The organism is Caulobacter sp. ALps2 (genome assembly GCF_058681635.1).
In genome coordinates this window covers 2,181,782-2,207,166 of record NZ_CM178743.1, presented here as the reverse complement: position 1 = coordinate 2,207,166, position 25,385 = coordinate 2,181,782, and the positions used below count along the sequence as shown (strand labels likewise).

The following is a 25,385-nucleotide window of genomic DNA, read 5'->3' as shown; positions in this document are numbered from 1 at the left end:
TTTCGATCAGGCCGGAAAGGGCTCTAGCATGACATCGGCCTCGGTCCCGTCGATCCTGAAATGGACGGGCAGCAAGCGCAGCCAGGCCGCCGAGATCGCGCGGCTGGCGCCGCCGCACGATCGTTATGTCGAGGCCTTCCTGGGCGGCGGCGCGGTGCTCTACCACCTGGCCCGCGACGGGGCGGTGGCCAGCGACCTCTACGCCCCGCTGATCGCTTTCTGGACGTTGGCGCGCGACGAGCCCCAGGCCCTGATCGCCGACTATGCCGATCAGTGGCGGCGGCTGCAGGATGACCTGCCCGGCTACTTCTACGCCGTGCGCGAGCGCTTCAACGCCAACAAGCGTCCGACCGACCTGAACTTCCTGATGCGCACCTGCGTCAACGGCATCGTTCGTTTCAGCCAGGCCGGCGACTTCAACAACTCGTTCCACCTGTCGCGCAAGGGCATGCTGCCGGCCCGCTTCGAGAAGGCGGTGCTGACCTGGTCGGCGCGGATCCAGGGGGTCAGCTTCGTGGCCCGTGACTATCGCGAGACCCTGGCCGACGCGCGGCCTGGCGATTTCGTCTATCTGGACCCGCCCTATGCCGGGAACCACCAGCGCTATATCGGCGGCGTTGACGAGGCGGCGCTGTTCGCGGCGCTGGACGACCTGAACCGACGCGGCGTGCGCTGGGCCCTGTCGTTCGACGGCCAGCGGGGCGAGACGGTCTATCGCGCCGACGTGCCCACGGACCTCTATCGGCGCGGACTGTCGTTGGTCAGCGGCAATTCCGCTGTCGCCAAGGTGCTGAACGGCCCCATCGAGACCGTGTCCGAGGCGCTGTACCTGAGCTGGTGATCAGTCCAGCTGGACGGTGGGACGCTCGTCGTCCTTGGGCGCGGCGCGGAACTTGTCGGGGTTCAGCATGGCCTCGACGCGCTTGAGCAGATCCCGCGGCCCGAACGGCTTGACCAGATAACCGTCGGCGCCTTCGGCCATGGCCTCGCGCACGGTGGCGACGTCGCCCCGCGCGGTCATCATCATCACCGCCGCCTTGACCTTCTGGTACTTGCGCAGCAGGCGCAGCACCTCCAACCCGGTCATGTCGGGGATGTTGATGTCCAGCAGAACGAGGTCCCAGCGCGCGGTCTGCAGGGCCTTGACGCCCAGCTCGGCGGTCGCCACGGACGAAACGTTGTAGCCGGCCTGGGTCAAGACCAGCTCGACGAACTGGCGCACCACCGCGTCGTCATCGATCACCAGGACTGCGGCGGACGCGGGCAAGCGGAACTCTCCTCAGTGCATCATGTGTCGGCGCGGCGTCGCGTCGGCGACGGCGAGCTCGGCTTCCCAACGCCGGGCGACCCCGATCGTTCGCGAGACGAGGTCCAGTGTCAAATTCAGCGCGGCGGCATGATCGTCGCCCGCTTCGATCACGGCCTCCAGGTCGCGGCAGGTCCTGGACAGGTCCAGGAACCCCATCATGCCCGACGAGCCGGCCAAGGCGTGGGCGTCCTCGCGCACGGTCTGGGTGTCCAGCTGGGAAAAGCGATTCTCCAACTGGGCCAGCAGGATGGCCAGCAGCGAACGGACGGCCGCGGGTCCCATCGACTCGACGAGATAACGGCGGGCCTGCTCGCCGGCGTCGGACTCGGGTCGCGCGCGGACCGGCTGGGGAGCGGCCCGGAAGACAAGTTCCAGCACCCGCTCCAGCGCGCCCGGGTTCAGCGGCTTGGTCAGGTGGTCGTTCATGCCGACCGCCTCGCACCGGGCCAGGTGCTCCGGCTGGGCGCTGGCGGTCAGGGCCACGATCGGGATGTCGGCGAACGCCGCCCTCGAGGCGCGGATCGCCCGGGTGGCGGCGAAGCCGTCCATGACCGGCATCTGGCAGTCCATCAGCACCAGTTCGAAGGGCGTGGCGCGCAGGGCCTCGATCGCCTGGGCGCCGTCCTCGGCCAGTCCGACCTCGCAGCCGTACTTGCTGAGCAAGGCCAGCATCAGTTCGCGGTTCAGCTCGACGTCGTCGACCACCAGGATGCGGCGACCGGGCAAGCGCAGCGGTTCGGGGGCCGGCGCGGCCTTGCCCCCGCTCTCGACGGCGCTGGCCGGCAGGGCCAGTTCGAACCAGAAGGTCGAGCCCCTGCCCGGCGCGCTCTCGACGCCGATCTCCCCGCCCATCAACTCGACCAGCTGGCGCGAAATGGCGAGGCCCAGGCCCGTGCCGCCATAGTGGGCCGAGACCGACGAGCCGGCCTGGACAAAACGGTTGAAGACGCCCGCCTGTTTGGAAGCGTCGATGCCCGAGCCCGTGTCGACGATCTCGATTCGCAGGCGCGGCGCCGTCGCGTCGCCCCCCAGGCGAACGAGCGTGGCGGTGACCCCGCCCTTGGACGTGAACTTGACGGCGTTGGACAACAGGTTCAGCAGCACCTGGCGCACGCGTCCGGCGTCGCCGACCACGCGGGCCGGGGCGTCGGCGTCGATCATGGTCTTCAGCCGCAGATCCTTGGCCGCGGCCTGCGGCTCCAGCATGCCGACGGTCTGGCGCAGCAGCTCGGCCGGGTCGAACGGGGCCTTGTGCAGCTCCAGGGCGGCGGCCTCCAGCTTCGAGAAGTCCAGCACGTTGTCGATCACGGCGTGCAGGGCCTGGCCGGCGCCGTGCGCCAGTTCGACCCGCCGCTGGTCCTCGGCCGAGAGGTCCCGGCTCTCGGTCAGCAGGCGCGTGAAGCCGATGATGCTGTTCAACGGCGTGCGCAGCTCGTGGGACATGTTGGCCAGGAAGTCGGCCTTGGAGCGCATGGCGGCCTCGGCGTCCAGGCGGGCCAGGGCCAGGGCGTCCTCCTGCGCCTTCTGGGCGGTGACGTCGCGCAGCACGTCCAGATAGCCGATCGCCGCGCCGGTGCTCTCGTCGCGCACCAGGACGGGATTGGATTCCAGCCAGGTCCACGCGCCGGTGCGCTTGTGGCGCACGCGCCAGCGGACCCGCTCGATGGCCTTGCCGGCGATCAGGCGGCCGAAGGCGTCACGGACCAGATCCTGGTCGTCGGGGTGGGTGATCGACAGGGACGAGCGGCCGACGATGTCTTCGGGCGCATAGCCGGTGACCGCCTCGCACGCCGGCGAGACAAAGGTCGCCAGGCCCCGCATGTCGCTGGTGACGATGATATCGGTCGCGTTCTGCGCCATCAGCCGGTAGCGGTTCTCGATGGCTCGCTTTTTGGTCAGGTCCTGGATCTGGCCGATGAAGTGCTTGGGCTGGCCGTCCTCGTCGCGCGCCACCGACACCGAAAGCCGCACCCAGATCTCGGCGCCGTCCTTGCGGACATAACGCTTCTCGGCCTGGTGGCGCTTGATCTCGCCGGCCAGCAGCTGACTCATGTAGCTCAGGCTGGTCTCGATATCGTCGGGATGGGTCAGGGTCCGGAAATCCAGCGCCCGCGCCTCTTCCGGCGAATAGCCGATGATGTCGCAGAACACGCCGTTGATCTTGACGATCCGCCCCTGGAGGTCCCCGAGGGCCATGCCGATCGGGGCGTGGTGGAAGGCCGTCTCGAACAGCTCCTCCTGCACGGTCTTCTCGGCCAGAAGACGCCGGTTCTGCTCGAAGGCCAGCTGGCGCGACATCGCCGCCCCCAGCAGCGAGGCCAACACGCGCAGGATCTCGATATCGTCGTCGTCGAAGGCGCTCTTGTGCTCGGAAAACACCTTCAGCACGCCCAGGGCCTCGGCCGCGTGCATGAGCGGGGCGCAGACCATCGAACCCACGCCCACCCGCGCGCAGGCCTCGCGGTCGACGCGGTCATCGGTCATGGCGTCGGCGCAGATCATCACCTCGGCGGTGGCGACACATCGGCCCGAGAAGCTGTTCTCGCGCTTCAGACGCGTGCCGATCAGGCCGCGGTCGGTCGCGGCGCGGTAGACGAGGTCGCCGCCGTCGACCAGCTCGACGATCGCGCCCTTGGCGCCGGTCAGCTCGGCCAGGTGCTCGACGATGGCCTGCATGAAGGCGTCGAGATCGAGATCGGCTTCCGACAGGGCGGCCTGGGCCTTGGCCAGGCGGGTCATGCGGTCAAGGCGCGCGCGCAAGGTCGCGACGTCGATCTCGTCGTGTTCAACGGCCATCACGGACTTTCTGTCCCGCCCGGACGCGGGCTCAAGCCTTATCCGTCGCGCAAAAGCGTGAAGGGCGGGTTAGTCGCGATGCAACCTGGGGCCTCTTGATCCCGCCGCCGCCCACGGCAAGGCTGGCGTTGCGCTGCGATCGAGCGCCCGGACAGGATGCCCCATGCCGTCAGTCGCCGTCGCGCCCATGATCTTCGTCGTCGATGACGACCCTCTGATCCTGGCGTTTCTCCAGACCGCGCTGGCTCCGCAAGGCTATTCCGTCGAGGTGTTCGCGACCGGCGAACGGATGCTGGGCAAGGTCCAGAGCGCCCCGCCGGCCCTGTTCATCCTCGACGTCCGCCTGCCCACCACGGATGGAATCGAGCTTGTGCGGGCCCTGCGATCGATCGACGCATGCGCCGACATTCCGATCCTGATGCTGACCGGCGAGGGGCGCCTGGACCGCATCGTCATGGCCATGCAGGCCGGCGCCGATGGCTACCTGATGAAGCCGTTCGCGCCCGAGCAGCTGAACGCCAAGATCCACGACCTGCTGGCCGGCTAGAACGGGCAGCGCCCTAAATTAAGCAACGAAGGGCTTCGCCGACCCGTTCGGCCGAGGGACCCAGCACCACGTGGATGGCGCGCTCGCCGACGCGGACGACGCCTCTGACGCCGGCGGCGTCCAGCGCGGCCTCGTCGATGCCGGCGGGGTTCTCGACCACCACCCGCAGGCGGCTGGAGCACGTCCCGACGGTCTTGAGGTTGCCGGCTCCGCCGAGGGCGGCGGCCAAGGCCTGGGCCTTCTGGTCGTCCTCGACGGTGGGCAGCACCGACGGCGCGGCCTTGGCGGTCGTGACCGACTTGGCCGCCGGAGCTGGCGCGCCCCCATTCCGCTGGTTTAGGGCCTCGCGGATCTCGCCGGCGACGGTGTCGGCGATCGGGCCGAGCACGACCTGCAGCGCCTTGTCCGACGGCTTGACGATCCCGCGGGCGCCGAGGGCCTTGAGCGCCGGCTCGTTGACGGCGCCTTGGTCGGCGACGATCAGGCGAAGGCGGGTGGTGCAGGCGTCGACGCTGGTCAGATTGGCCGCGCCGCCCAGGGCCTGGACGAAGTCCGCGCCACGGCCGCCGCCGGTGGCGACCGTCTCGGCGGCGGCGGTCTCCTCGTCCTCGCGGCCCGGGGTCTTCAGGTTGAAACGCTGGATGGCGAAGCGGAAGACGCCGTAATAGATCGCGCCATAGACCAGGCCCACCGGGACCAGCAGCAGCGGATGGGTGGCCTTGTTGAAGTTCAGGACATAGTCGAACAGGCCCGCCGAGAAGCCGAAACCCAGCTTCACGTTCAGGATGTTCATCAGAGCCATGGACAGGCCCGTCAGCACCGCGTGGATGGCGTACAGCATCGGCGCCAGGAACATGAAGGTGAACTCGATCGGCTCGGTCACCCCGGTCAGGAACGAGGTCAGGGCCAGCGACCCCAGCATGCCGGCGACGGCCTTGCGGCGCTCGGGCTTGGCGGTGTGCAGCATGGCCAGGCACGCGGCGGGCAGGCCGAACATCATCACCGGGAAGAAGCCGCTCATGAACGCGCCAGCGGTCTTGTCGCCGGCGGCGAAGCGATTGAGGTCGCCGGTGACGCCGTTGAAATCGCCCAGGATGAACCAGACCACGTTGTTGAGGATGTGGTGCAGGCCCGTGACGATCAGCAGGCGATTGAACAGACCGAAGACGAACAGGCCCAGATCGCCCGAGGCCGTGACCAGGCCGCTCAGCCCGTCGACGCCCGCTTCCAGCGTGCTCCAGCTGGACCCGAACACCAGGGCCAGGATCACGCCCGCCAGGCCGGCCACGATCGGCACGAAACGACGACCGCCGAAAAAGGCCAGATATTCCGGCAGCTTGATGTTTCTGTAGCGGTTGTACAGCCAGCCGCTGATCACCCCTGACAGGATGCCGACCGGGATCGATAGCTTGCCGATCTCCTTGGCCTTCCAGGCCGCCGCCGTCAGGTCCTTGGCCCCCTCGACCACCTTGGCGGTGACATCGGGCGGCACGACCATCAAGGCGTCGACGCCCTTGGTGGCGATCACGTAGCAGACGACGCCCGCGAGCCCGGCCGCGCCATGGTTCTCCTTGGCCAGGCCCACGGCCACGCCGATCGCGAAGATCAGGCCCAGGCTTCCGAAGATGGCGCCACCAGCGGCGCTGAAGGTGTTGGCGATGCTCAGCGAGACGCCGTGGGTCATGGCGGCCAGACCCGGCGCGCCCAGCAGGTCGGTCTGGCCGATGCGCAGCAGCAGCGCCGCCACCGGCAGCACCGCGATCGGCAGCATCAGGGCCCGGCCCAGGGGCTGGAGGATCTCGAGCGGAGACTTCATCGGGATCAGGCTCCGAAGCTTTTGGCCAAGGCGCGCACGGCCTCGGGGGACGTCTGATTGAGCGCTTGCTGGGCGAGGTCGCGACAGGCGTCGAGGGACAAGGTCCGCACCTTGGCTTTGACCTCGGGCGCGATGGACGCCGTGGTGGAAAGCTCGGTGACCCCAAGGCCCAGCAGGATGGCGGTGGCGGCGATGTCGGAGGCGAGGCCCCCGCAGACGCCGACCCAGCGGTGATGCTTTTGCGCCCCACGGCAGGTCTGGTCGATCATCCGCAGCACCGCCGGATGCATGGCGTCGATGCGCGCGGCCAGCTCCGGGTTACCCCGGTCCATGGCCAGCACGTACTGGGTCAGGTCGTTGGTGCCGATCGACAGGAAGTCGGCCTCGGCGGCGATCAGGTCGGCGGTGACGGCGGCGGCCGGGGTCTCGATCATCACTCCCAGCTCGATGGGCGCGACCACGCCCATCTCGCGCTTGGCCTCGTCCAGCACGGCGCGGACGGCGCGCAGCTCGTCCAGGCTGCCGACCATCGGGACCATGATCTTGCACTGGCTACCCTTTTGGCCTTGGGGTGGCTTCACACGCAGGATGGCGCGCAGCTGGGTCTTGAGCAGGTGCGGCCGCCACAGCGACACACGCACGCCGCGCAGGCCAAGCGCCGGGTTCTCCTCGGCCGGGATCGGCAGGTACGGCGCGGCCTTGTCGCCGCCTACATCCAGCGTGCGGATGATCAGCGGCTTGCCGTCCAGGGCCGAGGCGATGGCCTGGTACTGGCGGGCCTGCTCGTCCTCGTCCGGCGGGGTCTCGCGGTCCAGGAACAGGAACTCGGTGCGCAGCAGGCCAGAGCCCTCCGCGCCGTTGGCCACGGCGGCCAGGGCGTCATTGACCGAGCCGGTGTTGGCGAAGACCTCGATGCGGGTCCCGTCCAGCGTGACGCAGGGATCGTGCGCGGCGGCCTTGGCGGCGGCGCGGCGCTCCTGGCGCTGGGCCAGGGCGGTCTGGGCCGCTTCCAGAGCGGGCGCGTCGGGGGCGACTCGGAGCGTCCCGCTGTCGGCGTCCAGGATCAGGGCCGCGCCGTCCTCGACGCCGAGCACGCCGCCGCCCAGGGCGACCAGGGCCGGAATGCCCATGGCCGCGGCCAGGATCGCCACGTGCGAGGTCGGGCCGCCGCGGGCGGTGGCGAAGCCGGCCACCGCGCCCGGATCCACGCCCATCAGCTGTGAAGGCAGCAGTTCGTCGGCGAGCAAGATCGAGCCCGGCGGCAGGATGGTCGTGTCGTCGTCCTCGCCGGTCAGCGCTTTGAGCACCTGGCGCTCAAGGTCCACGAGGTCGTCGACGCGTTCGGCCAGGCGGCGGTCGCCCAGGCCGCGCAGGGCATCGACATAGCCGCCGACCGCCTTGCGCCAGGCAAAGCCGGCGCTCTTGCCCTCGCCGATCAGGCGGCGGGCGCCGGCCGACAGTTCGGGGTCTTCCAGGAAGGCCAGGTGAGCGCCCAGGATCGCCTTGCGGGCCTTGTCTCCCTTAGCCGCGTTGGCCTCGATCTTGGCGCGGACCTTGTCGATGGCGACGGCCAGCGCGGCTTCCTCGTGGGCGACGCCCTCGCCGGCTTCACGCACCACGATGTCCGACGAGGCCAGGCGCACGGCCTTGCCGATCGCCAGGCCCGGCGCGGCCAGCACGCCCTTCAGGACGCCATCGCGCGGCGGTTCCGTGGGGCCCGTCGGCACCTCAGCCACGACCGCAGCGGCGCTCTTGGCGGGAACCGGAGCCCCTTCGCCCATGCCGCTTTCGATCAGCTCGGCGATAGCCTGGATGGCCGCGTCGGCGTCCATGCCGGCGGCCACGACCTGGATCGTGTCGCCATGGCGGATGGCCAGGGACATCACGCCCACCGGGCTCTTGGCGCTGGCCCGGCGGTTGACCGCCACCAGCGCCGTCTCGGCCACGAACCTGCGCGCCGTCTCGGCGATGCGGGCGGCCGGACGGGCGTGGACACCATGCATCAGGGGTACAATGACCTCGCGGGCGACCTCGCCGGCCGCCACTTGGCTCGCGGCTACCGCGCCGCCGATCGGCGACAGCTCCATCAGGAAGTCACCGACCGAGATGGCGCGGTCCTGGTCGCGGCGGACGATCTCGAAGGCGTCCAGATTGGTGATCACCACCGGGGTGATCAGGCTGCGGGCCCGCTGAGCCAGCAAGTCCAGATCGAAGCCCAGCAGCTTGTCGCCGGCCTTCACGCTCTGGCCTTCCTTGACGAAGACGCTAAAGCCCTCGCCGTTCAGCGCCACCGTCTCCAGGCCCACATGCATCAGGATCTCGACGCCATTGGCGGCGCGTAGGGTCACGGCGTGGCGGGCCCGGTGCACCGTGGTGACGACCGCGTCACAAGGTGCGTGCAGCGTCGAGTCGAGCGGATCGATCGCCAGCCCGTCGCCCAGCATGCGCTCGGCGAACACCGCGTCCGGCGTCTCGTCCAACGCCGCGAGCCAACCCTTCATCGGGGCGGAAAGAACCAGATTGGACACGGCAGCTACTCTTCTTCGCGGATTCAGTTCGCGGGCTTCACGGTGACGCGGTCAAGGACCCAGAACGGATCCAGCGTCTTGCTCGTGAAGCTGAAGCAAAGATCGACCTTGCCCGACTGGGCGGGCAAACGGCCGCTGACTGTCGACAGGGCCGGATTTTTCGCCGAGTCGCCCAGCGGGATGGCGGCGATGCGCTCGCCGGTGCAGCCGAGCCGCACTTCCAGCTCACCGCCCGGCGTGGCCGGCGCACGTAGCGGAATCTTCTCCCGGTCCTTGCCGACCTGGAAGTTGAACGGGATCTGGCCGACGCGGGCGGTCAGCAACGCGCCCTTCGACAGGTCCGCGCCTTCCCAGATCCAGCACGGGTTGAAGATGTCGACATCGAACATCGCCCGCTTGTCGAAAGCGGCCGGGGCGTCATCGATCATCAGCAGCGGCACGTGGCTGGTGCAGCGCTTCAGCTGGCCGCTCGCGCGGGTCTGGAGCGCGGCCGGATCGACCTCGATCACCCGCTCGCGGCCCAGGGCCTGGTCGCCAACATATGCGCGGGCCTTGACCGTGGTCCCGGCCGCCAGCGCCAGGGGGCCGGCATAGGCGGTCGAGCTGGCCGTCGGGGCCTTGCCGTCGGTGGTGTAACGCACCTGGCCCACGCCCAGCGGCGAGGCCAGGTCGAGCTGCGTCTTGCCGCCCTCGCCCGCCGACAGCTTGGCGCCGGGCTCGAACGGCACGGTATTGGCGGTGACGCCCAGCACCTTCAGCCGCGCCATCTCGGCGGGCAGGCGGCGGGCGAAATCGTCCCAGCTGGCGCCCTCTTCCCGCGTCCAGGCCCGTTCGGCCAGGGCGATGGCGCGCGGGAAGGCCATCTGCTGCATGCGCGTGTCGGTCTGCATGTGCTCGGTCCAGACATTGGCCTGGACGCCGAGGATGTGCTTGCGCTCGTCGGGGGTCAGCTGGGCCGGCGCCGGATCGAAGGCGTAGACGTCCTTCAGGGTGACGATCAGACCACGACCGGTGGGCTCGTCGGGCGAGGCGCTCTGGCGATGGTCCAGATAGAGGGTCGGGTGCGGCGACAGCACCGTGTCATGGCCGGCCTTGGCCGCGGCGATGGCCCCGTCGATCCCGCGCCAGGACATCACCGTGGCGTTGGGCGCCAGGCCGCCTTCCAGGATCTCGTCCCAGCCGATCAGGCGACGGCCGCGTTTGTCCAGGCTCTTGCCGACGCGCTGGATGAACCAGCTTTGCAGCTCGTGCTCGTCCTTGAGACCCAGTTCCTTGATCTTGGCCTGGATCTTCGGGCTGGCCTTCCACTGGTCCTTGACCGCCTCGTCGCCACCCACATGGATGAAGGGCGACGGGAAGATGTCCATCACCTCGCTCAGCACGTCGTCGAGGAAGGCGAAGGTCGTGTCGTCGGTGTTGTAGAGCCAGGGGAAGACGCCCCAATCCCCCATCTTGCTGGCGTCCGGCGCGGCCGTGCCCAGCGCGGGATAGGCCACGATCGGCGCCAGGGCGTGGCCCGGGGTCTCGATCTCCGGCACGATGGTGATGTTGCGGGCGGCGGCGTAGGCGACCAGCTCGCGGGCCTGGTCCTGGGTGTAGAAGCCGCCGTACTTGGGATCGTTCACGGCCGCGCCGGGGTCGCGCCGCCAGCCGGCCACCTGCGTCAGTTTCGGATACTTCTTGATCTCCAGCCGCCAGCCCTGGTCGTCGACCAGGTGCCAGTGGAAGGTGTTCATCTTGTGCGCCGCCATCGTGTCGATGACCGCCTTTAGCGTGGCGATCGACTGGAAGTGGCGGGCGCTGTCGACCATCAGGCCGCGCCAGGCGAAGCGCGGGGCGTCCTCGATCGACGCGGCGGGGATGGCGACCGGCCCCTTGGCGGCGTCCGGCGTCGCCAACTGCCACAACGACATGGCGCCGTAGAACAGGCCCGCGCGCTTGGCGGCGGCGATGGTCACGGCGTCCGGGCCGATGTCGAGCTTGTAGGCCTCGCCGGCCGGCCCCTCACGGGTCAGGACGATGGCGCTGGCGGAGGGGCCACCTTCAACCACAGCCGGGCGGAAGCCGCGCGAGCGCTGGATCAGGTCGGCCAGCTGATTGGCCACGCCCTTGGCCTCGACGTCACCCTTGGCGACGGAGATGCGGGAGGCGGCGGAAAGCTTGAAGGTCCCCTCGGCGCGGACCGCCTTGGCCGGCGCGGGGGTCAGGGTCAGGGCCGCGGACTCGGCGTGGGCGGCTGTCGCGCCGAGCGCGGCGACGAGGGCGAACGCCGAAACGGCGACGGTGCTGAACGAGGTCTTGGTCACGCGGCCTCACGGGAAACAGGCGACAAAAAGCGGGCGGGATAGCCAGGCTATCCCGCCCCAGCTCCATGCTTGCAGTCAGGAGAGGTTGGATCAATTGCGCCGTGGCCGGAGACTTCGAGATATCCCGAAGCCTCCGCCGCGGAACGTCTTAGAAGCTGACGTTCAGCGTGGCCTGCAGCTTGCGGCCCGTGCGGTACACACCGCGCGCCAGGGCCGTGGTGTTGGCATAGGCGTAGTACTCGGTGTCGAGCAGGTTCTGGCCCGAGACCGACACCGTGATGTTCTGGTTCACCGCGTAGCCGACGGTGGCGTCCAGGCTCTTCTGGGCGCGGACGAACATGTTGTCGCCGCGGTCGACACCGGTGAAGTACTTCGAGCGCCAGTTGAACGTCGCCCGGGCCGAGAACGGACCCATTTCATAGAAGGGGCTGATGTTGATCTGGTTCTTCGAGTTGTACGGCAGCGGGGCGCCGTCCTTACCGGACGCATCGGCATAGGTGTAGTTGGCCAGCAGGCCGAAGCCGTGGGCGAAGTTCTGCTGGTAGGCGACCGCCAGACCCTTCACCTCGGCCGTGCCCGCGTTGAACGGACGGCTGATCTGATAGGTCGTGACGCGGCCTTGCGACTGGTTGAAGTACGACTCCGGCTGGGTCTGCGTCAGGATGTAGTTGTTGATGTCCTTGTAGAAGACTTCGGCCGACAGGATGGCTTGCGGCTGGAAGTACCACTCGGCCGAGGCGTTGAAGTTGCTCGACTTGTAGGGATCCAGGGCCGGGTTGCCGCCGCCACCGGTCAGGATACCGTCCGACAGCCAGAAATAGTTGGTCATGTCGGCGTAGTTCGGGCGGGCGATCACCTGGGCGGCCGCGAAGCGGAACACCAGGTCCTCGCGGGCGTCGACGATGATGTTCACGCTGGGCAGGACGTTGTCGTAGCTCTTCTTGGTGGTGTTCCAGGTCCAGTCGGCGGCGGCGTTGCAGGCCGCGCCGGGCTTGCAGACGTAACCGGCGCTGTTGACCGAGGTTTTCACGTAGCGGACGCCGAAGTTACCGCGAATGTTGTCGGCCTTGAAATTGGCCTGGGCGTAGGCGGCGTCGATGTTTTCTTCGATGTTCCAGTTGCCGGCCGTGAACTCGGCGGCGGCGAAGATCGACGGTTGGGGCATCGAAGCGCCAGCCGCCAGCCACTTGCCGCTCTGGACGTAGTCGACCATCGACTGACCGCTGATACGGAAGCGGTTGCTCATCTGGTCGTTTACGCCGTCGAAGCCCTTCAGGTAGTTGCCCGGGACCTGGCTGGCGCTGAACAGCGAGGCCGGGGCGGCGACGCCGGTGATGGCGATGCCGGCATATTGCTGACCGGTCTCGTGCTCACGACGCTTGTAGCCGACCTGGACGCGCTGGATGACGCCGTCGAAGTCCTTGCCCAGGTCGATCTGGGCGTACTTCTCTTCGTCGCTGGTCGGCTTGGAAACGAGGTTGCCGCTCCAGCCTGGATCGGTCGCGAAGGCGGCCGGATTGCCCAGCACGTTGGTCGTGTAGGACAGGTTGCCCGGGGTCTTCGGCGCGCCCGACAGGTCGACGGTGTAGTTGGCCCAGTTCAGGAACTCGAGGAAGACCTGACGCTTGGTGCCGCCGTCGGCGGTCGACTTGCCGATCTCACCGTTCAGGTCCCAGCCGTCGCCCTTGTAGCCGCCCTTCAGGTGGTAGGTGTCGGACTTCAGCCCGGCTTCGCGGTACTGCACGTCCAGAACGCTGAGGGCGTTGTTGAACGAGGCCTTGGTGACGACGCCGTCCTTGACGGTCAGGTCGGTCAGGGCGCCCAGGCTGTTCCAGGTGTTGCCCTGGAAGGCGTACATCGACTGGTTGGTGTTGTCGTAGGTGGCGTCGATCTTCAGCCAGTTGAACTCGAGCGACAGGGCGTCGGTCGGCTTCCACTGCAGGGCCGTGGTGTAGGTGGTGCGCACGCGGCCTTGCTCGAAGTACGACGTGCCGAAGGCGTTCGGGCCGCGGGCGTTCAGATTGGCCGTCAGGGTCGTGGCGCACGACCCGGTGCAGCCGCGAGTGCGTGAGTCGACCGGATTGTCCGGGTTGCCGCCGGCCCACTGGTTGGCGGCGATGGTGCCGTAGCTCTCGACGCCGTCGCGACGCAGCTGATCTTCGGCGCGTTGCACCGAGAAGCTGGCCCCGAAGGTCTGGGCGTCGTTCTTCCAGCTGACCAGCAGAGAGCCCTGGGCGTCGCCCTTCTTCGAGCGGTCATTGTAGAGATAGCTCACCGCGCCGGCGATCAGGCCCGACTTCAGGTCCAGCGGCTTGCGGGTGTTGACGATGACCGTACCGCCGATGCTGCCTTCGTCGATGCGCGGCTCGGGCGACTTGAAGACCTCGACCTTGCCGACGATCTGCGGCGCGAGCAGGGCGTAGTTGAAGGTGCGACCCGGCGAGTCGAGGATGAACCAGTCGGCGGAGGCGACGGTCTGGCCGTTCAGCAGGGTGCGGTTCAGCGCCGGGTCGGTGCCCAGGATGCTGACCTTTTCGCCTTGGCCGAACGCCCGGTCGACGGTGACGCCGGGAACGATGGTCAGCGCCTCGGCGACGTTGGTGCTCGGGAACTTGCCCACGTCCTCGGCGGTGACGACATCGACGATGGCGTCGGCGCGGCGCTTGGATTCGATGGACTGCAGCAGCGAGGCGCGGATGCCGGTGACGACCACTTCCTCGACGGCGCTGCTGTCTTGCGCCAGGGCCGGCGCGGCGGCGATGACCGCCATGGCGCTAGCGGAGGCGGCCAGAACGGCCTTGTGGAAATTCTTCATAGTTCAATTCTCCCCATATGCTCAGCCGCTCGGACCGCGAGCCAAACCCCAAAGACCAATTCGATACCAATCAACCTCGGAAAACCCGTGGAACGTGGTACTTCTCAAGCCTCGGAAGATGACTGTGACGGAAATTTTTCATCTGACAAGGCCAAAAAGAAACCAATTGCAGACCATGTTCTTATTGGTATGAAAATGGTCATATGCTATCGAAGCGGGCGTAGAACGCCGCCGGATTGCTCGCGGGGACGGGATTGAAGGGAGGGCTGTGAAATGACGTTTGCTGAACGAATTGGACGGCTCGACGCCAATGGCGATCACGCCCCCCTGTACAAGCAATTGCAGCGCGCCCTGCGCGAGGCGATCCAGAAGAAGGTGCTGTCGCCCGACGACGCCCTGCCCGCCGAACGCGACCTGGCCGACGAATTCAGCATCTCGCGCATCACCGTCCGCAAGGCGCTGGACGGGCTGGTCAGCGAGGGCCTGCTGACGCGCCGCCAAGGCGCGGGCACCTTCGTCGCCGCGCGGGTGGAAAAGAGCTTCTCGAAGCTGTCGTCCTTCACCGAGGACATGATCTCGCGCGGTCGCGTGCCGCGCAGCGAGTGGATCAGCCGCAGCGAAGGCCAGGTGAACCCGGAAGAATCGCTGACCCTGGGCCTGTCGCCCGGCGCCTCGGTCTATCGCTTCGCCCGGATCCGTTATGCCGACGGGGCCCCGATGGCGGTGGAATATACGACCATCGCCGCCTTCGCCCTGCCCTCCACCGAGGCGGTCGGCACGTCGCTCTACGAGGCTCTCGAAGCGACCGGCCATCGGCCCGTGCGCGCGCTGCAGCGGCTGCGGGCGGTGCTGTTCGGCGCCGAACAGGCCGACCTGCTGGGCGTTCCCATCAAGGACGCCGGCCTGCTGATCGAGCGGCGCGGCTTCCTGCGGGACGGCCGGGCGGTGGAAGTGACGCAATCCTATTATCGCGGCGACGCCTACGACTTCGTCGCCGAACTGAACTCGTTGTCCTGAGTTAGGAGTAGAGCTTGGAGGCGCCCGCCTTGACCCGTCCCGAGACCCCCGCGCAGACGCGGCTGTCGCCCCAAAGCCTGGCGCCCGAGTCGACCCGGATGTTCCTCGAAGCCGGCGAGGCCGCGTCGGTCGCGGCGACGCAGCTGACGGCCAACGCCCGCAAGATCGAAGCCCTGGCCGAACGCCTACGGGCCAATCCGCCGCGCGTGGTGGTGACCTGCGCCCGGGGCAGCAGCGACCACGCCGCCACCTTCGCCCGTTACCTGATCGAGACCAAGGCGGGCGTCCTGACCTCGTCGGCCGGCCTGTCGGTCAGCTCGGTCTATGACGCCTCGCCCAACCTGGAAGGCGCGCTGGTCCTCGCCATCTCGCAGTCGGGCAAGAGCCCGGACCTGCTGGCGGCGGTGAAGGCGGCCAAGGCCGCCGGCGCCTATGCCGTGGCCCTGGTCAATGTCGAGGACTCGCCCCTGGCCCAGCTGGCCGACGAGGTGATCCCGCTGCATGCCGGGCCCGAGCTGTCGGTGGCGGCCACCAAGTCCTACATCGCCGCGCTCGTCGCCATCACCCAGCTGATCGCCGCCTGGACGGAAGACGAAGATCTCACCAAGGCCTTGTCGGCGCTGCCCAAGGCTCTGGAGCGGGCCTGGGCGTTGGACTGGAGCTCGGCCGTCGAGAGCCTGAAGCCGGCCCGCAACCTCTACGTCCTGGGTCGTGGCGTCGGCTTCGCCGTGGCGCTGGAAGCGGCCCTGAAGTTCAAGGAGACCTGCGGCCTGCACGCCGAGGCCTTCAGCGCCGCCGAGGTACTCCATGGACCCATGGCGTTGGTGAAGGACGGCTTCCCGGCCCTGGTCTTCGCCCAGAACGACGAGAGCCGCGCCAGCGTCGACGACATGGCCAAGGGCCTGCGCGCGCGGGGCGCCACGGTCCTGATCGCGGCTCCCAATGGGACGAAAATGGGAGAGACGGGCGACGGCGTGCTGCCGACGGTCCCGGCCCATCCGGTGCTGGAGCCGATCCTGATGATCCAGAGCTTCTACCGCATGGCCAACGCCCTATCGGTCGCGCGCGGCTATGATCCCGACAACCCGCCCCACCTCAACAAGGTCACCGAAACCGTCTGATGCTGGCTGCTCTCGTCAATGGCCGTGTCCTGACGGCGACCGGTGTCGAATCCGGCAAGGCCGTGCTGGTGCGAGACGGCAAGATCGCCGCCGTCGTCGCCGCGTCCGAGGCCCCGGCCGACGCCGAGCGCCACGACCTGAACGGCGGCCTGCTGGTCCCCGGCTATATCGACACCCAGGTCAATGGCGGCGGCGGGGTGCTGTTCAACGACGCGCCCACGCCCGAGGCCATAGCCGCCATCGGCGCGGCGCATCGGGCCTATGGCACGACAGGCTTCTTGCCGACCCTGATCAGCGACGACCTCTCCGTCGTCGACCAGGCCATGCGGGCCACCGAGCGGGCCATCGAACAGGGCGTGCCCGGCGTATTGGGCGTCCACATCGAGGGCCCGTTCCTCAATCCCAAGCGCAAGGGCATCCACGACGAGGGCAAGTTCCGGGTCATCGACGAGGAGGCGCTGGCGCTGCTCGCGTCGCTGAAGGTCGGCAAGACCCTGGTGACCCTGGCCCCCGAACGCACCACGCCGGAGATGATCCAGCGGCTGGCCGACGCGGGCGTGCACGTGGCCGCCGGCCACACCAACGCCCTTTACGCGACCATGCGCCAGGCGCTGGACCATGGCCTGACCGGCTTCACCCACCTGTTCAACGCCATGTCGCCCCTGACCAGCCGCGAGCCCGGCGCCGTCGGCGCGGCGCTGGAAAGCCTGACCGCCTGGTGCGGCCTGATCGTCGACGGGCGCCACGTCGATCCGGTGACCTTGAAACTGGCCCTGCGCACGCGACCGCTGGACCGCTTCATGCTGGTCACGGACGCCATGCCCACCGTGGGCATGACCGACAAGCGCTTCAGCCTGCAGGGCCGCGAGATCGTCGTCCGCGACGGCGTCTGCGTCGGCGACGACGGCACCCTGGCGGGCTCGGACCTCGACATGGCCGGAGCCGTGCGCAACACCGTCCGGATGCTGGGCGTCAGCCTGGAAGACGCGGTGATGATGGCCTCGGCCGCGCCCGCCGCGTTCCTGGGACTGGACGGTCAGCGCGGACGGATCGCGCCCGGCCACGCGGCGGATCTGTGCCTGCTGAACGACGATCTTTCGGTGCGACGGACCTGGATCGACGGGGTCGCCGACTAACCCGGCCGTCGGCCATCCCCCAATGAAAAGGGCCGCCGGTCACCCGGCGGCCCTTCCCGTTCATGCATCGCGGCGCGACTACATCTTGTAGCGGACGCCAAACATGATGGTCCGGCCGAAGTGGTTGTATTCGTAGTTCCGGTCGGCCGCGAGGTCGGTGAAGCGGTCGCGGTACTCGTCCGTCAGGTTCACGCCTTCCAGCGAAACCTCGAAGTTGTCGTTCAGACGATAACGCATCGAAGCATCGACATTGATCGAGCTGTTGTAACCCTCGAACACGTTGCCGGTGTCGCTGGCGGCGTCGATGTAGCCGCTGCGATAGGCGATCGAGGCCCGGGCGCTGAACTTGTCGGCCTCGTAGTAGAGGGTGGCGTTCACAGCGCGCTTGGACAGATCGAACAGCGACGAGCTTTCGTTACGAGCAACCAGGATCGGGAAGTTGCCCGTCGCGGTCGGGGCCGCGGTCGCCGCGCCGTTGACCCTATAGTCGACGTTGGAGTCGACCAGCGTCAGGTTGGCGATACCGCCGAAGTTCGACCAGAACCCCGGCAGGAAGCTGAACGGCCCCTGGACCGCGAATTCGACGCCCTTCAGGGACGCGCCTTCGCCGTCGATCGTGGTGCCGATGGTCCACGGCCGCCCTTCGGGATCCGCTGCCGCCGGCGAGCTGGCCAGGATCAGCGAGGTCGGCAGGCCGGTGGACGCATAGGTCCCTTGAATCGAGCTGCTGAGCGGGAAGCTGGCGATATCCTTCTTGAAGAGCGCGATCGAGAAGATCGACTCGCGGGCGAAGTACCACTCGACCGACGCGTCGTAGGCCTTGGCGCGATAGGGCTTCAGCTGGGGGTTGCCCGAGGTGACACGGTAGTTGAAGCCGTCCACCGAACCGCCGGGGGTCAGGGAGCCCAGGTTCGGACGCGTCATGACCTTGGCCGCCGAGACGCGGAAGATGACCTTCTCCATCGGATAGAGAACAAAGTTGGCCGCCGGCAACCAGTCCTTATAGGAGCGATCCACGGTAACGGTCTGACCACTGTTGATGCCGGTCGAGGACTGCTCGGTCTTCACGTACCGCACGCCGGCGTTCAGCGCATAGTCGAGGTCGCCGATCTGGCTCTTCACGTCCAGTTGGACGTAGGCGCCGGTGTCCTTCTCGGTCACCGCGCGGGTATTGCCGGCCTGCTGGATCAGAGGGCGATTGTAAAGATTGATCAGAGCGGTCGCGGCATCGAGGTTCGGAGCCGCCCAGCTGGTCGTCGTGCCGCTCGGAGCCTCAGCGCCGCTCAAGGTGAAGTTCGTGGTCAGCGCCGAGGTGACCGGCGCGCCATAGGTCCCCGCCGCGCAGGTGAAGGCGGCGCAATAGGTCGAGTCGCGAGCGCCCTCGCGCAGGTTGAGGTCGAACTGACGGAAGGACGCGCCGCCCTTCAGCGTGATCGAGTCGTTCATCGCCCAGTCGCCGTTCAGGCCAAAGGTTTTGAACTTGTTGGTGTTGTTCGACGGACGATCGCGGAATTCGGCGAACTGGAAGTTCGTCGGCTCGCTGATGCTGGTGCCGAACGCCAGCACCGGCTTCTTCATGTCGGTGTAGTCATAGCGGTAACCGGTGGCGTCCCGGTCGTCGAAGATGATCGTCGTCTCATACGGGATGTCGGCGTCCGACTTCGAGAAGCCGGCCAAGCCCTGGATCTTGAACTTGTCCGAGAACTCGTGGGTCAGGTTGGCGCCAAGTTGGTAGAAGGTGGTGTCCAGCTTGCGCTCATAGTGTTCCAGCCGCACCCAGGCGTTGTCGAATGTGCCTTTGATCAGGTTGTTGTTGCTATCCAGCGTGTAGTCACGGACGCTGATCGAACGCTCGTTGGAGCGGAACAGGACCTCGGCCCACTTCTCGTTGCGGATGGCGCTGTACTTCGAATACAGGCCATCGACCGACAACTTGGTGCGGTCGGTCGGCGCATATTGGAAGCTGCCGGTCAGTCCCAAACGCTCACGATCGTGGGTGACCTGACCGTAGCGCGGAATACGGGGGTGGAAGGCCAGCGCCACTTCGTTACAGGCCGCGCTCGGAACGTAGGAGCCGCCGCTATTTTGCGTGGTGAAACAGTTGGTCGAGCCCACGCGGTTGAAGCGGGCCTGTGACCAGCGCACGGTGTTGTTGGTGGACTCAACCTGTTCCTGCTGGGAATAGGCGGCCGAGATCGACGCGCCCCACACGCCGCTCGGATGACGGTAGTTGACCAGGCCGGCCAGGCGCGGACCGAGATCCTTGCTCAGGCTATTATATTGGCCTTGGGCGCTAAGGGCGAGCGTGAAGCCGTCCTTGCCGGCCAGCGGATTGCCGGTGTTCAGGTCGACGACCGCGCCCAGAGAACCCTCGTCGAGCGAAGCCTCGGCGGTCTTGTGGACGACCAGGGAGCTGAACAACTCCGAAGCGAAGACATTGAAGTCGAAGCCGCGCTCGCGGTTGGCGCTGGCGCCGTCCGAAGTGGTGGCGACCGCTTCCATGCCGTTAACCCGCACGCGGGTGAAGCGCGAACCCAAGCCGCGCACGGTGATAGCGCGGCCTTCGCCGCCGTCGCGAACGATCGAGATACCAGGAACGCGTTGCAGCGACTCGGCGAGATTCTGATCGGGGAACTTGGCGATGTCTTCGGCGACGATGACGTCGACCGAGGAGACCGAGCTGCGCTTGGCGCTGAGCGCCGCATCCAGTGACTTACGGAAGCCGGTGACCACGATGGCCTCGACTTCATCGACGGCCGGAGCCGAAGCCGGGACTTGTGCATCGGCGGTCTGCGCGGCGGCGGCGCCGGCGAAAACCATCGCCAGGGCCAGAGCACCGCCGGACACGCCGTATTGCAGAGCGCGCACGCTCCCCTTGGTATTCTTGGACATAGAACCTCCTCCCGTGTCGACCATTGGTCGTTGCGAGGCGACGTAACCGCCGCCTTCGGCCTTCGTCTCGGTCTCGCGTCCTTCCCACGAGACCGGCTCCGGCCTTATTGATCTTCGTTTTTGCCACCGGTGTCAGAACCGAACTATGGTTTTTGACACCGGTATCAGAGTGCTAACAAAGCCCGCGACGGCCGACAAGGGCGCAAAGCGGTCACAAAGCTACAGACTTGTAGCCCCGTTGCGATTTCGACACATAGTGGCGTTCTGTCACATCCGCGGCCAGGGACGCCGCCGCGCTTACTCAGCCCTCTTCGGGCTTGTAGTGGCTGACCTGGTAGAGCCCCATCAGCATGGCGTCGCGTTGCTCGACCGGCAGCTCGGCGCCCACGGCCCGCAACAGCTTCAACGCGTTCAGGTGCACGTCCACCGCGTCCCAGCGCCACGCGCCGGCCGTTCCGCAGCTGTCGGCGAGGCCGCACAGCGACATCGCCGCCTTGTCTATCGCCGCGTCGGTGACGAACATGCTGACGTCGATGACCTTGGAGGACAGCAGGTACAGCGCCTCGAAACTCTCGCCATCCCGATCGGGCGCGCCCTTGCCGAACCGGTTTTCGATCTCGTCCAGGGCCTCGTCCAGCGCGGCCATCGAGGCTTCGCGCAGCGTTTCGACCCCCGCCTCGGCGGCGGCGACGGCATCCTTGGCCAGGATCCCCCCCTTGTCCCTGATCATGGCCGCCAGGCGGTTAGGGGGGCGGAACTTGCGGACGGTCATATCTGCACCTTGGCTGGGCGCATCAGGTTGGCGATTTCGTCATCCGACATGTTGGGCGTCTGCGCATCGCCCACCTCGGCCGGGAGGTCATCCTTCCGCCGTCCATCCGTCCCCGGCGGCGGCCCCTCATGCTTGAAGCGTCTGTCGGGCCCGATGAACGTATCACATTCAATGAAGGCCCGCTCCTCGCGCGCCACCCAGAAGATACGCTCCAACAGCACCTTCGGCGTGATCGGCTTGGCCACCACATAGTTCGAGCCCGCGTCGCGCAGCTTGAAGATCTGCGAGGTGCGGGTGTGGCCGGTGACCAGGATCACCGGGATATAACGATTGGTCTCGCCGCCCTCGCGGCGCAGCCACTCGATGAACTCGATACCGTCGGTGACGGGCATCTGCACATCGCTGATGATCAGGTCGAAGGTCTTGGTTCGGATCAGCACCTGAGCGTCGGCGACGGTTTCGGCCCGAAACAGCTGCTTGACCCCGAAGCCGGAGACGACCTGCGACAAAATGTCCAGCGAGGTGCCGTTGTCGTCCAGTACGAGCACCGTGGCTCGTTCGAGATTGATCCGTGCCGAGGGGAGAAGAACTTCCGGCATCGGCCCCTAGAAGAAATCCAGTTCGCCGGCTTCGGCGCGGTCGCCGACCAGCTCCTCGGCGCGGAGGCGCATGGCCATGTCGGACAGGCCCAGGCCGTTCAGGACCGGCGTGATCGACATGTTCCAATCGCCGGAGGCGTTCTGACTGACGCGCTCGAGCACCTCGGACAGGCCATGCAGCCGCTGGCTGAGCTCGTCCAGGGCCTGCAGGCGCGAGAGGTTCTCGATCGTCGCGCCGCCTTCCTTGGCCAGGTCGCCGGCCAAATGCTCGCAGTCGCGGCAGATGGCGGCGGCCGAGGCCAGCTCCGCCGCCAGGCGACGCGACAGCTCCTGAACCGGGAGGTGATCCTCGGTCGGGGCGATCGGCGTCAACGGCAGCGGTGAAGCGGTCATGGGCGTCAGAACAGATCCACGTCGCCGCTGGAGGCGGCGGGCATCGGGGCGGGCGTAGGACGACGGACGTCCTGCGGCGCGTTGTCCACGGCCACCAGGCGCTGGCGCACCCGGCCCGAGGTCGGCCAGAACTCGACGCGACGGGCCGAGACCCCTCCGGTGCTGGACGAGACGATCGGGATGCCTTCGTCGCGCAGGAAACGTTCGGCGAAAGCGGAGTTGCTGGCGCCGACGTCAGACAGTCCGTCGAACAGCTTCGCGCCGCCGAAGATCTTGGCTTCCATCCGCTCGCGGCGGGCGCCGCGCTTCAGCAGGTCGTTGATCAGCAGTTCCATGGCGTAGGCGCCGTAGCGGACGGCGTCGCCGCCCCCACGCCCGTCGCCTTCCGGCAGCAGGAAGTGGTTCATGCCGCCGACGCCGGCCTGCGGGTCGCGAATACAGGCGGCGATGCACGAGCCGAGCACGGTGGTCATCACCACCTGCGGATCGGTCGTCACATGGCTTTCGCCCTGGGTCACGTGAACCTTGATCGCCCGTTCCGGGTCGTCGTTATGGGAAAGCTGCATCAGGTCAACGCTCCGAAGACCTGTTCGATCTTCTCGCGCAGGCCCTGAACGGTGAAGGGCTTGACGCAGTAGTTGTTGACGCCGAACTGCACGGCGCGCTGGACCAGTTCACGGTCGGCGCGGCCCGTCAGCATGACGAAGGCGGTCTGACGGATCGGCGGGTGCGAGCGGACCGCTCGCAACAGCGCCAGGCCATCCATCTTCGGCATGTTGAAGTCCGAGATGACGAGGTTGGCCGGCTTGGCCAGGAGGTTCTTGAGAGCCTCCTCGCCATCGGGCGCCTCGCGGATGTCCTTGAAGCCGATCTGCTGCAACGCATTGCGGATCAAGGCCCGCATTGTGAGCTGGTCGTCGACCACGAGTACGGAGATGGAGCTAGCTTGCGGCATGGTTCATCGCCTCGCGGAGGCCAGATCGAGAATGGATTGGCCCATGTGGGACAGGGAGACCTGCTTTTCCACAGCGCCAAGTTCGAAAGCGGATCGCGGCATGCCGTAGACGACGCACGAGGCCTCGTCCTGGCCCAGCGTCTTGGCGCCGGCTTTACGCATGGCCAGAAGGCCCTGGGCGCCGTCGCGGCCCATGCCGGTCAGGATCACCCCGACCGCCTTGTCGCCGACGGCGTTGGCCACCGAATTGAACAGCACGTCCACCGACGGGCGGTGGCCGCTGACGGGGTCGCCCTGCACCAGGCGGCAACGCAGGCCGGCCGAGCGGACGACCTCCAGGTGCGTGGCGCCGCCGGGGGCGACATAGACCTTGCCGGGCTCCAGCAGGGCGCCGTCCGTGGCTTCCTGCACCTTGGCTCCGCTGGCGCGATCCAGGCGCGCGGCGAAGCTGGCGGTGAAGGTGGCCGGCATGTGCTGGGTGATGACCGTCGGCGGGCAGGTCTCGGGGAACAGGGTCAGGATCGACAGCAGGGCTTCCACCCCGCCGGTCGACGAACCGATCGCCACGATATCGCCCGAGGGCATGAAGTCCTTGCGGCGCGTCGGCGCGGCCGTCGGCGCGGCGCCGGCGTTGGTGCGGACCGAGGCCCGGGCCGCGATCTTCACCTTGGCGACGATCTCGGCCAGGGCTTCCTGGGTGCCGGTGGCGTCGGCGGGCTTGCCCACGCAATCCACCGCGCCCAGTTCAAGCGCCCGCAGCGTCATCTCGGCGCCGGCCTGGGTCAGGGTCGAGACCATGACCACCGGCATCGGCCGCAGGCGCATGATCTTCTCGAGGAACTCGATGCCGTTCATGTTCGGCATCTCGATGTCGAGGGTGACGACGTCGGGATTGAGGGCCTTGATCATGCCCCGCGCCTCGAACGGGTCGCCGGCGCCGCCGACCACCTCGATATCCGGGTCACGATTGAGGGCCGCCGTGATCAGGCTCCGCATCGTGGCGGAGTCGTCGACGACAAGAACGCGAATCTTCGGCATCAGCGACCGACCTTCCGGTACGCGGTCAGGCCGCAGCTTTCGAACGCGGTCACCGAAGCCCCGACGCGCTCGGAATGGCCGACGTACAGGCGGCCGCCCGGCGCGATGAGCGGGGCGAACCGGCTCCAAACGCGTTCCTGAGTGGGTTCATCGAAATAGATCACGACATTCCGGCAGAAGATGGCGTCGAACGGACCCTTCATAGGCCAGGACGGACCGTTGAGATTTAGTTCCCGGAACGCGACCAGGCTGCGGGCCGCTTCGCAGACCCGGAACGCGCGACGATCCGAAGGGTCGCGCTCGAAGTACTGGTTGCGCGCGGCGGCCGGGATACCTTCCAGCAGGCTCTCGTCGTACGAGGCGGCGCGGCCGGTGGCGAGCACGTTGGTGTCGATGTCCGTGCCCAGGATGCGGATGTCCAGATCGGCCGCGTTCGGCCAAACCGACAGCACCGTGAAGGCCATCGAATAGGGTTCCTGGCCCGACGAGCTGGCGGCCGACCACAGGCGCAGGCGGCCCCCGGCGCGCACCTTGTCGGCGACCGGCTCCAGGACGTTGGCGCGCAGATCGTCGAAGTGATGCGGCTCGCGGAAGAAGCGCGTGACGTTGGTCGTCAGAGCCCGGAGCATCTCCTGGCTCTCGTCATGACCTTTGTCGCTCGAGACGAAGGCGCAGTATTCGGTGAACGAGCGCAGGCCCAGGGTGCGCAGGCGCTTGGCCAAGCGCGAATAGACCAGCGTCGCCTTGCTGTCGGGCAGGCTGATGCCCGCCAGGTCGTACAGCAGCGCGGCGATACGTTTGAAGTCGGCGGTCGTGAACGCGAACTCGCCATCGACGAGGGCTTCACGGCGTTCGGTTGAGGCTGGGGCGATCGTCATCAGGCTGCCATGGCCTCGCGTTCGGGAAGGATGCGGTCCAGCGAGATCTCGCTGATCATGCGGCCTTCGATCGAGACGATGCCGCGCACGAAGTTGCGGACGGTGTCGCAGGCCATGTCCGGCGTCGGTTGCACCATGTCGTCATTGATCGACAGGATGTCCGACACCGCGTCGACCAGCAGGCCGACGGTGCGGTCGCCCGCCTTGACCACGATGAAGACGCTACGGACGGTGGGCTCGATCACCGGCATGCCCAGGCGGCAGGCCAGATCCATGATCGGCAGGACCGCGCCGCGCAGATTGATGACGCCGCGCATGAAGCCGGGCGATTGCGGGAGCACCGTGGCCGGGCTCCAGCCGCGGATCTCGCGGACGGCCATGATGTCCACGCAGTATTCTTGGTCCCCTACGCGGAAGGAGATCAGTTCCCGGCGGTCTATCCCTGTGGCGGTGGCATGGTCTGTCAT

The 25,385-nt window shown here is 67.5% G+C and carries 20 protein-coding genes; 5 read left to right on the top strand and 15 right to left on the bottom strand.

Going from position 1 to position 25,385, the window contains the following annotated elements; all coding sequences use genetic code 11:
- Nucleotides 1-28: 28 nt before the first annotated feature.
- Nucleotides 29-841, top strand: coding sequence for a DNA adenine methylase (locus tag ACW173_RS10515; RefSeq protein ID WP_492085177.1), 813 nt, complete (start codon nucleotides 29-31; stop codon nucleotides 839-841).
- On the opposite strand, the gene ACW173_RS10510 is transcribed toward ACW173_RS10515, so the two are convergent.
- Nucleotides 842-1,267: a response regulator transcription factor gene (locus tag ACW173_RS10510; RefSeq protein ID WP_492085176.1), complete on the bottom strand. Its 426-nt coding sequence runs from the start codon at nucleotides 1,265-1,267 to the stop codon at nucleotides 842-844.
- A gap of 12 nt (nucleotides 1,268-1,279) precedes the next feature.
- Nucleotides 1,280-4,105: a PAS domain S-box protein gene (locus ACW173_RS10505; RefSeq protein WP_492085174.1), complete on the bottom strand. Its 2,826-nt coding sequence runs from the start codon at nucleotides 4,103-4,105 to the stop codon at nucleotides 1,280-1,282.
- Nucleotides 4,106-4,268: 163 nt separating this feature from the next.
- On the opposite strand from ACW173_RS10505, the gene ACW173_RS10500 reads away from it, so the two are divergent.
- Complete coding sequence (locus ACW173_RS10500; RefSeq protein WP_492085172.1) at nucleotides 4,269-4,652, top strand: response regulator transcription factor; 384 nt, start codon at nucleotides 4,269-4,271, stop codon at nucleotides 4,650-4,652.
- Nucleotides 4,653-4,665: 13 nt separating this feature from the next.
- Here ACW173_RS10500 and nagE read toward each other — a convergent pair whose 3' ends face one another.
- From nagE to ACW173_RS10480, 4 genes are all read right to left on the bottom strand, one after another.
- Nucleotides 4,666-6,468 carry an N-acetylglucosamine-specific PTS transporter subunit IIBC gene (nagE, locus tag ACW173_RS10495; RefSeq protein WP_492085171.1) on the bottom strand — a complete coding sequence of 601 codons (1,803 nt, stop codon included), beginning with the start codon at nucleotides 6,466-6,468 and terminating at the stop codon, nucleotides 4,666-4,668.
- A 5-nt stretch (nucleotides 6,469-6,473) separates the two neighbouring features.
- Complete coding sequence (gene ptsP / locus ACW173_RS10490) at nucleotides 6,474-8,969, bottom strand: phosphoenolpyruvate--protein phosphotransferase (RefSeq protein ID WP_492085972.1); 2,496 nt, start codon at nucleotides 8,967-8,969, stop codon at nucleotides 6,474-6,476.
- Nucleotides 8,970-9,019: 50 nt separating this feature from the next.
- Nucleotides 9,020-11,302: a family 20 glycosylhydrolase gene (locus ACW173_RS10485; RefSeq protein WP_492085170.1), complete on the bottom strand. Its 2,283-nt coding sequence runs from the start codon at nucleotides 11,300-11,302 to the stop codon at nucleotides 9,020-9,022.
- 148 nt (nucleotides 11,303-11,450) lie between these two features.
- Nucleotides 11,451-14,117 (bottom strand): TonB-dependent receptor, encoded by a 2,667-nt coding sequence (locus ACW173_RS10480; RefSeq protein ID WP_492085168.1) that lies wholly within the window; start codon nucleotides 14,115-14,117, stop codon nucleotides 11,451-11,453.
- A 273-nt stretch (nucleotides 14,118-14,390) separates the two neighbouring features.
- On the opposite strand from ACW173_RS10480, the gene ACW173_RS10475 reads away from it, so the two are divergent.
- From ACW173_RS10475 to nagA, 3 genes are read left to right on the top strand one after another with little or no spacing between them, the layout of a single operon-like run.
- Nucleotides 14,391-15,134 (top strand): GntR family transcriptional regulator, encoded by a 744-nt coding sequence (locus ACW173_RS10475; protein ID WP_492085167.1) that lies wholly within the window; start codon nucleotides 14,391-14,393, stop codon nucleotides 15,132-15,134.
- Between the two features lie 14 nt (nucleotides 15,135-15,148).
- The gene (locus tag ACW173_RS10470; RefSeq protein ID WP_492085166.1) at nucleotides 15,149-16,255 is read left to right on the top strand and encodes an SIS domain-containing protein; all 1,107 of its coding nucleotides are present in this window, start codon (nucleotides 15,149-15,151) and stop codon (nucleotides 16,253-16,255) included.
- Nucleotides 16,255-17,391 carry an N-acetylglucosamine-6-phosphate deacetylase gene (gene nagA, locus ACW173_RS10465; protein WP_492085165.1) on the top strand — a complete coding sequence of 379 codons (1,137 nt, stop codon included), beginning with the start codon at nucleotides 16,255-16,257 and terminating at the stop codon, nucleotides 17,389-17,391. The genes ACW173_RS10470 and nagA overlap by 1 nt, the downstream gene beginning before the upstream one ends.
- A 78-nt stretch (nucleotides 17,392-17,469) precedes the next feature.
- On the opposite strand, the gene ACW173_RS10460 is transcribed toward nagA, so the two are convergent.
- The 9 genes from ACW173_RS10460 to ACW173_RS10420 all read right to left on the bottom strand — a co-directional run bounded on the left by ACW173_RS10460 (nucleotide 17,470) and on the right by ACW173_RS10420 (nucleotide 25,385).
- On the bottom strand, nucleotides 17,470-20,283 hold the full coding sequence (locus tag ACW173_RS10460) for a TonB-dependent receptor (protein ID WP_492085163.1): 2,814 nt from the start codon (nucleotides 20,281-20,283) through the stop codon (nucleotides 17,470-17,472).
- A 301-nt stretch (nucleotides 20,284-20,584) separates the two neighbouring features.
- A complete protein-coding gene (locus tag ACW173_RS10455) occupies nucleotides 20,585-21,055 on the bottom strand; it encodes a chemotaxis protein CheE (protein WP_492085162.1) in 471 nt (156 codons plus the stop codon).
- Nucleotides 21,052-21,654 (bottom strand): response regulator, encoded by a 603-nt coding sequence (locus ACW173_RS10450; protein ID WP_492085160.1) that lies wholly within the window; start codon nucleotides 21,652-21,654, stop codon nucleotides 21,052-21,054. The genes ACW173_RS10455 and ACW173_RS10450 overlap by 4 nt, the downstream gene beginning before the upstream one ends.
- Before the next feature lie 6 nt (nucleotides 21,655-21,660).
- On the bottom strand, nucleotides 21,661-22,047 hold the full coding sequence (locus tag ACW173_RS10445; RefSeq protein WP_492085158.1) for a DUF8776 family protein: 387 nt from the start codon (nucleotides 22,045-22,047) through the stop codon (nucleotides 21,661-21,663).
- 5 nt (nucleotides 22,048-22,052) lie between these two features.
- A complete protein-coding gene (locus ACW173_RS10440) occupies nucleotides 22,053-22,613 on the bottom strand; it encodes a chemotaxis protein CheD (protein ID WP_492085156.1) in 561 nt (186 codons plus the stop codon).
- Nucleotides 22,613-23,002 carry a response regulator gene (locus ACW173_RS10435; RefSeq protein ID WP_454718046.1) on the bottom strand — a complete coding sequence of 130 codons (390 nt, stop codon included), beginning with the start codon at nucleotides 23,000-23,002 and terminating at the stop codon, nucleotides 22,613-22,615. Before ACW173_RS10435 ends, ACW173_RS10440 begins: the two co-directional genes overlap by 1 nt.
- A gap of 3 nt (nucleotides 23,003-23,005) precedes the next feature.
- The gene (locus ACW173_RS10430) at nucleotides 23,006-24,040 is read right to left on the bottom strand and encodes a protein-glutamate methylesterase/protein-glutamine glutaminase (RefSeq protein WP_492085155.1); all 1,035 of its coding nucleotides are present in this window, start codon (nucleotides 24,038-24,040) and stop codon (nucleotides 23,006-23,008) included.
- Nucleotides 24,040-24,918 (bottom strand): CheR family methyltransferase, encoded by an 879-nt coding sequence (locus ACW173_RS10425; RefSeq protein WP_492085154.1) that lies wholly within the window; start codon nucleotides 24,916-24,918, stop codon nucleotides 24,040-24,042. The genes ACW173_RS10430 and ACW173_RS10425 overlap by 1 nt, the downstream gene beginning before the upstream one ends.
- The gene (locus ACW173_RS10420; protein ID WP_492085152.1) at nucleotides 24,918-25,385 is read right to left on the bottom strand and encodes a chemotaxis protein CheW; all 468 of its coding nucleotides are present in this window, start codon (nucleotides 25,383-25,385) and stop codon (nucleotides 24,918-24,920) included. The genes ACW173_RS10425 and ACW173_RS10420 overlap by 1 nt, the downstream gene beginning before the upstream one ends.

Coding starts and splice junctions, on each gene's coding strand:
- ACW173_RS10515 (WP_492085177.1), top strand. CDS start 29: ATGACATCGGCCTCGGTCCCGTCGATCCTGAAATGGACGGGCAGCAAG.
- ACW173_RS10505 (WP_492085174.1), bottom strand. CDS start 4,105: ATGGCCGTTGAACACGACGAGATCGACGTCGCGACCTTGCGCGCGCGC.
- ACW173_RS10500 (WP_492085172.1), top strand. CDS start 4,269: ATGCCGTCAGTCGCCGTCGCGCCCATGATCTTCGTCGTCGATGACGAC.
- nagE (WP_492085171.1), bottom strand. CDS start 6,468: ATGAAGTCTCCGCTCGAGATCCTCCAGCCCCTGGGCCGGGCCCTGATG.
- ptsP (WP_492085972.1), bottom strand. CDS start 8,969: ATGAAGGGTTGGCTCGCGGCGTTGGACGAGACGCCGGACGCGGTGTTC.
- ACW173_RS10480 (WP_492085168.1), bottom strand. CDS start 14,117: ATGAAGAATTTCCACAAGGCCGTTCTGGCCGCCTCCGCTAGCGCCATG.
- ACW173_RS10475 (WP_492085167.1), top strand. CDS start 14,391: ATGACGTTTGCTGAACGAATTGGACGGCTCGACGCCAATGGCGATCAC.
- nagA (WP_492085165.1), top strand. CDS start 16,255: ATGCTGGCTGCTCTCGTCAATGGCCGTGTCCTGACGGCGACCGGTGTC.
- ACW173_RS10460 (WP_492085163.1), bottom strand. CDS start 20,283: ATGTCCAAGAATACCAAGGGGAGCGTGCGCGCTCTGCAATACGGCGTG.
- ACW173_RS10455 (WP_492085162.1), bottom strand. CDS start 21,055: ATGACCGTCCGCAAGTTCCGCCCCCCTAACCGCCTGGCGGCCATGATC.
- ACW173_RS10450 (WP_492085160.1), bottom strand. CDS start 21,654: ATGCCGGAAGTTCTTCTCCCCTCGGCACGGATCAATCTCGAACGAGCC.
- ACW173_RS10445 (WP_492085158.1), bottom strand. CDS start 22,047: ATGACCGCTTCACCGCTGCCGTTGACGCCGATCGCCCCGACCGAGGAT.
- ACW173_RS10440 (WP_492085156.1), bottom strand. CDS start 22,613: ATGCAGCTTTCCCATAACGACGACCCGGAACGGGCGATCAAGGTTCAC.
- ACW173_RS10435 (WP_454718046.1), bottom strand. CDS start 23,002: ATGCCGCAAGCTAGCTCCATCTCCGTACTCGTGGTCGACGACCAGCTC.
- ACW173_RS10430 (WP_492085155.1), bottom strand. CDS start 24,040: ATGCCGAAGATTCGCGTTCTTGTCGTCGACGACTCCGCCACGATGCGG.
- ACW173_RS10425 (WP_492085154.1), bottom strand. CDS start 24,918: ATGACGATCGCCCCAGCCTCAACCGAACGCCGTGAAGCCCTCGTCGAT.
- ACW173_RS10420 (WP_492085152.1), bottom strand. CDS start 25,385: ATGACAGACCATGCCACCGCCACAGGGATAGACCGCCGGGAACTGATC.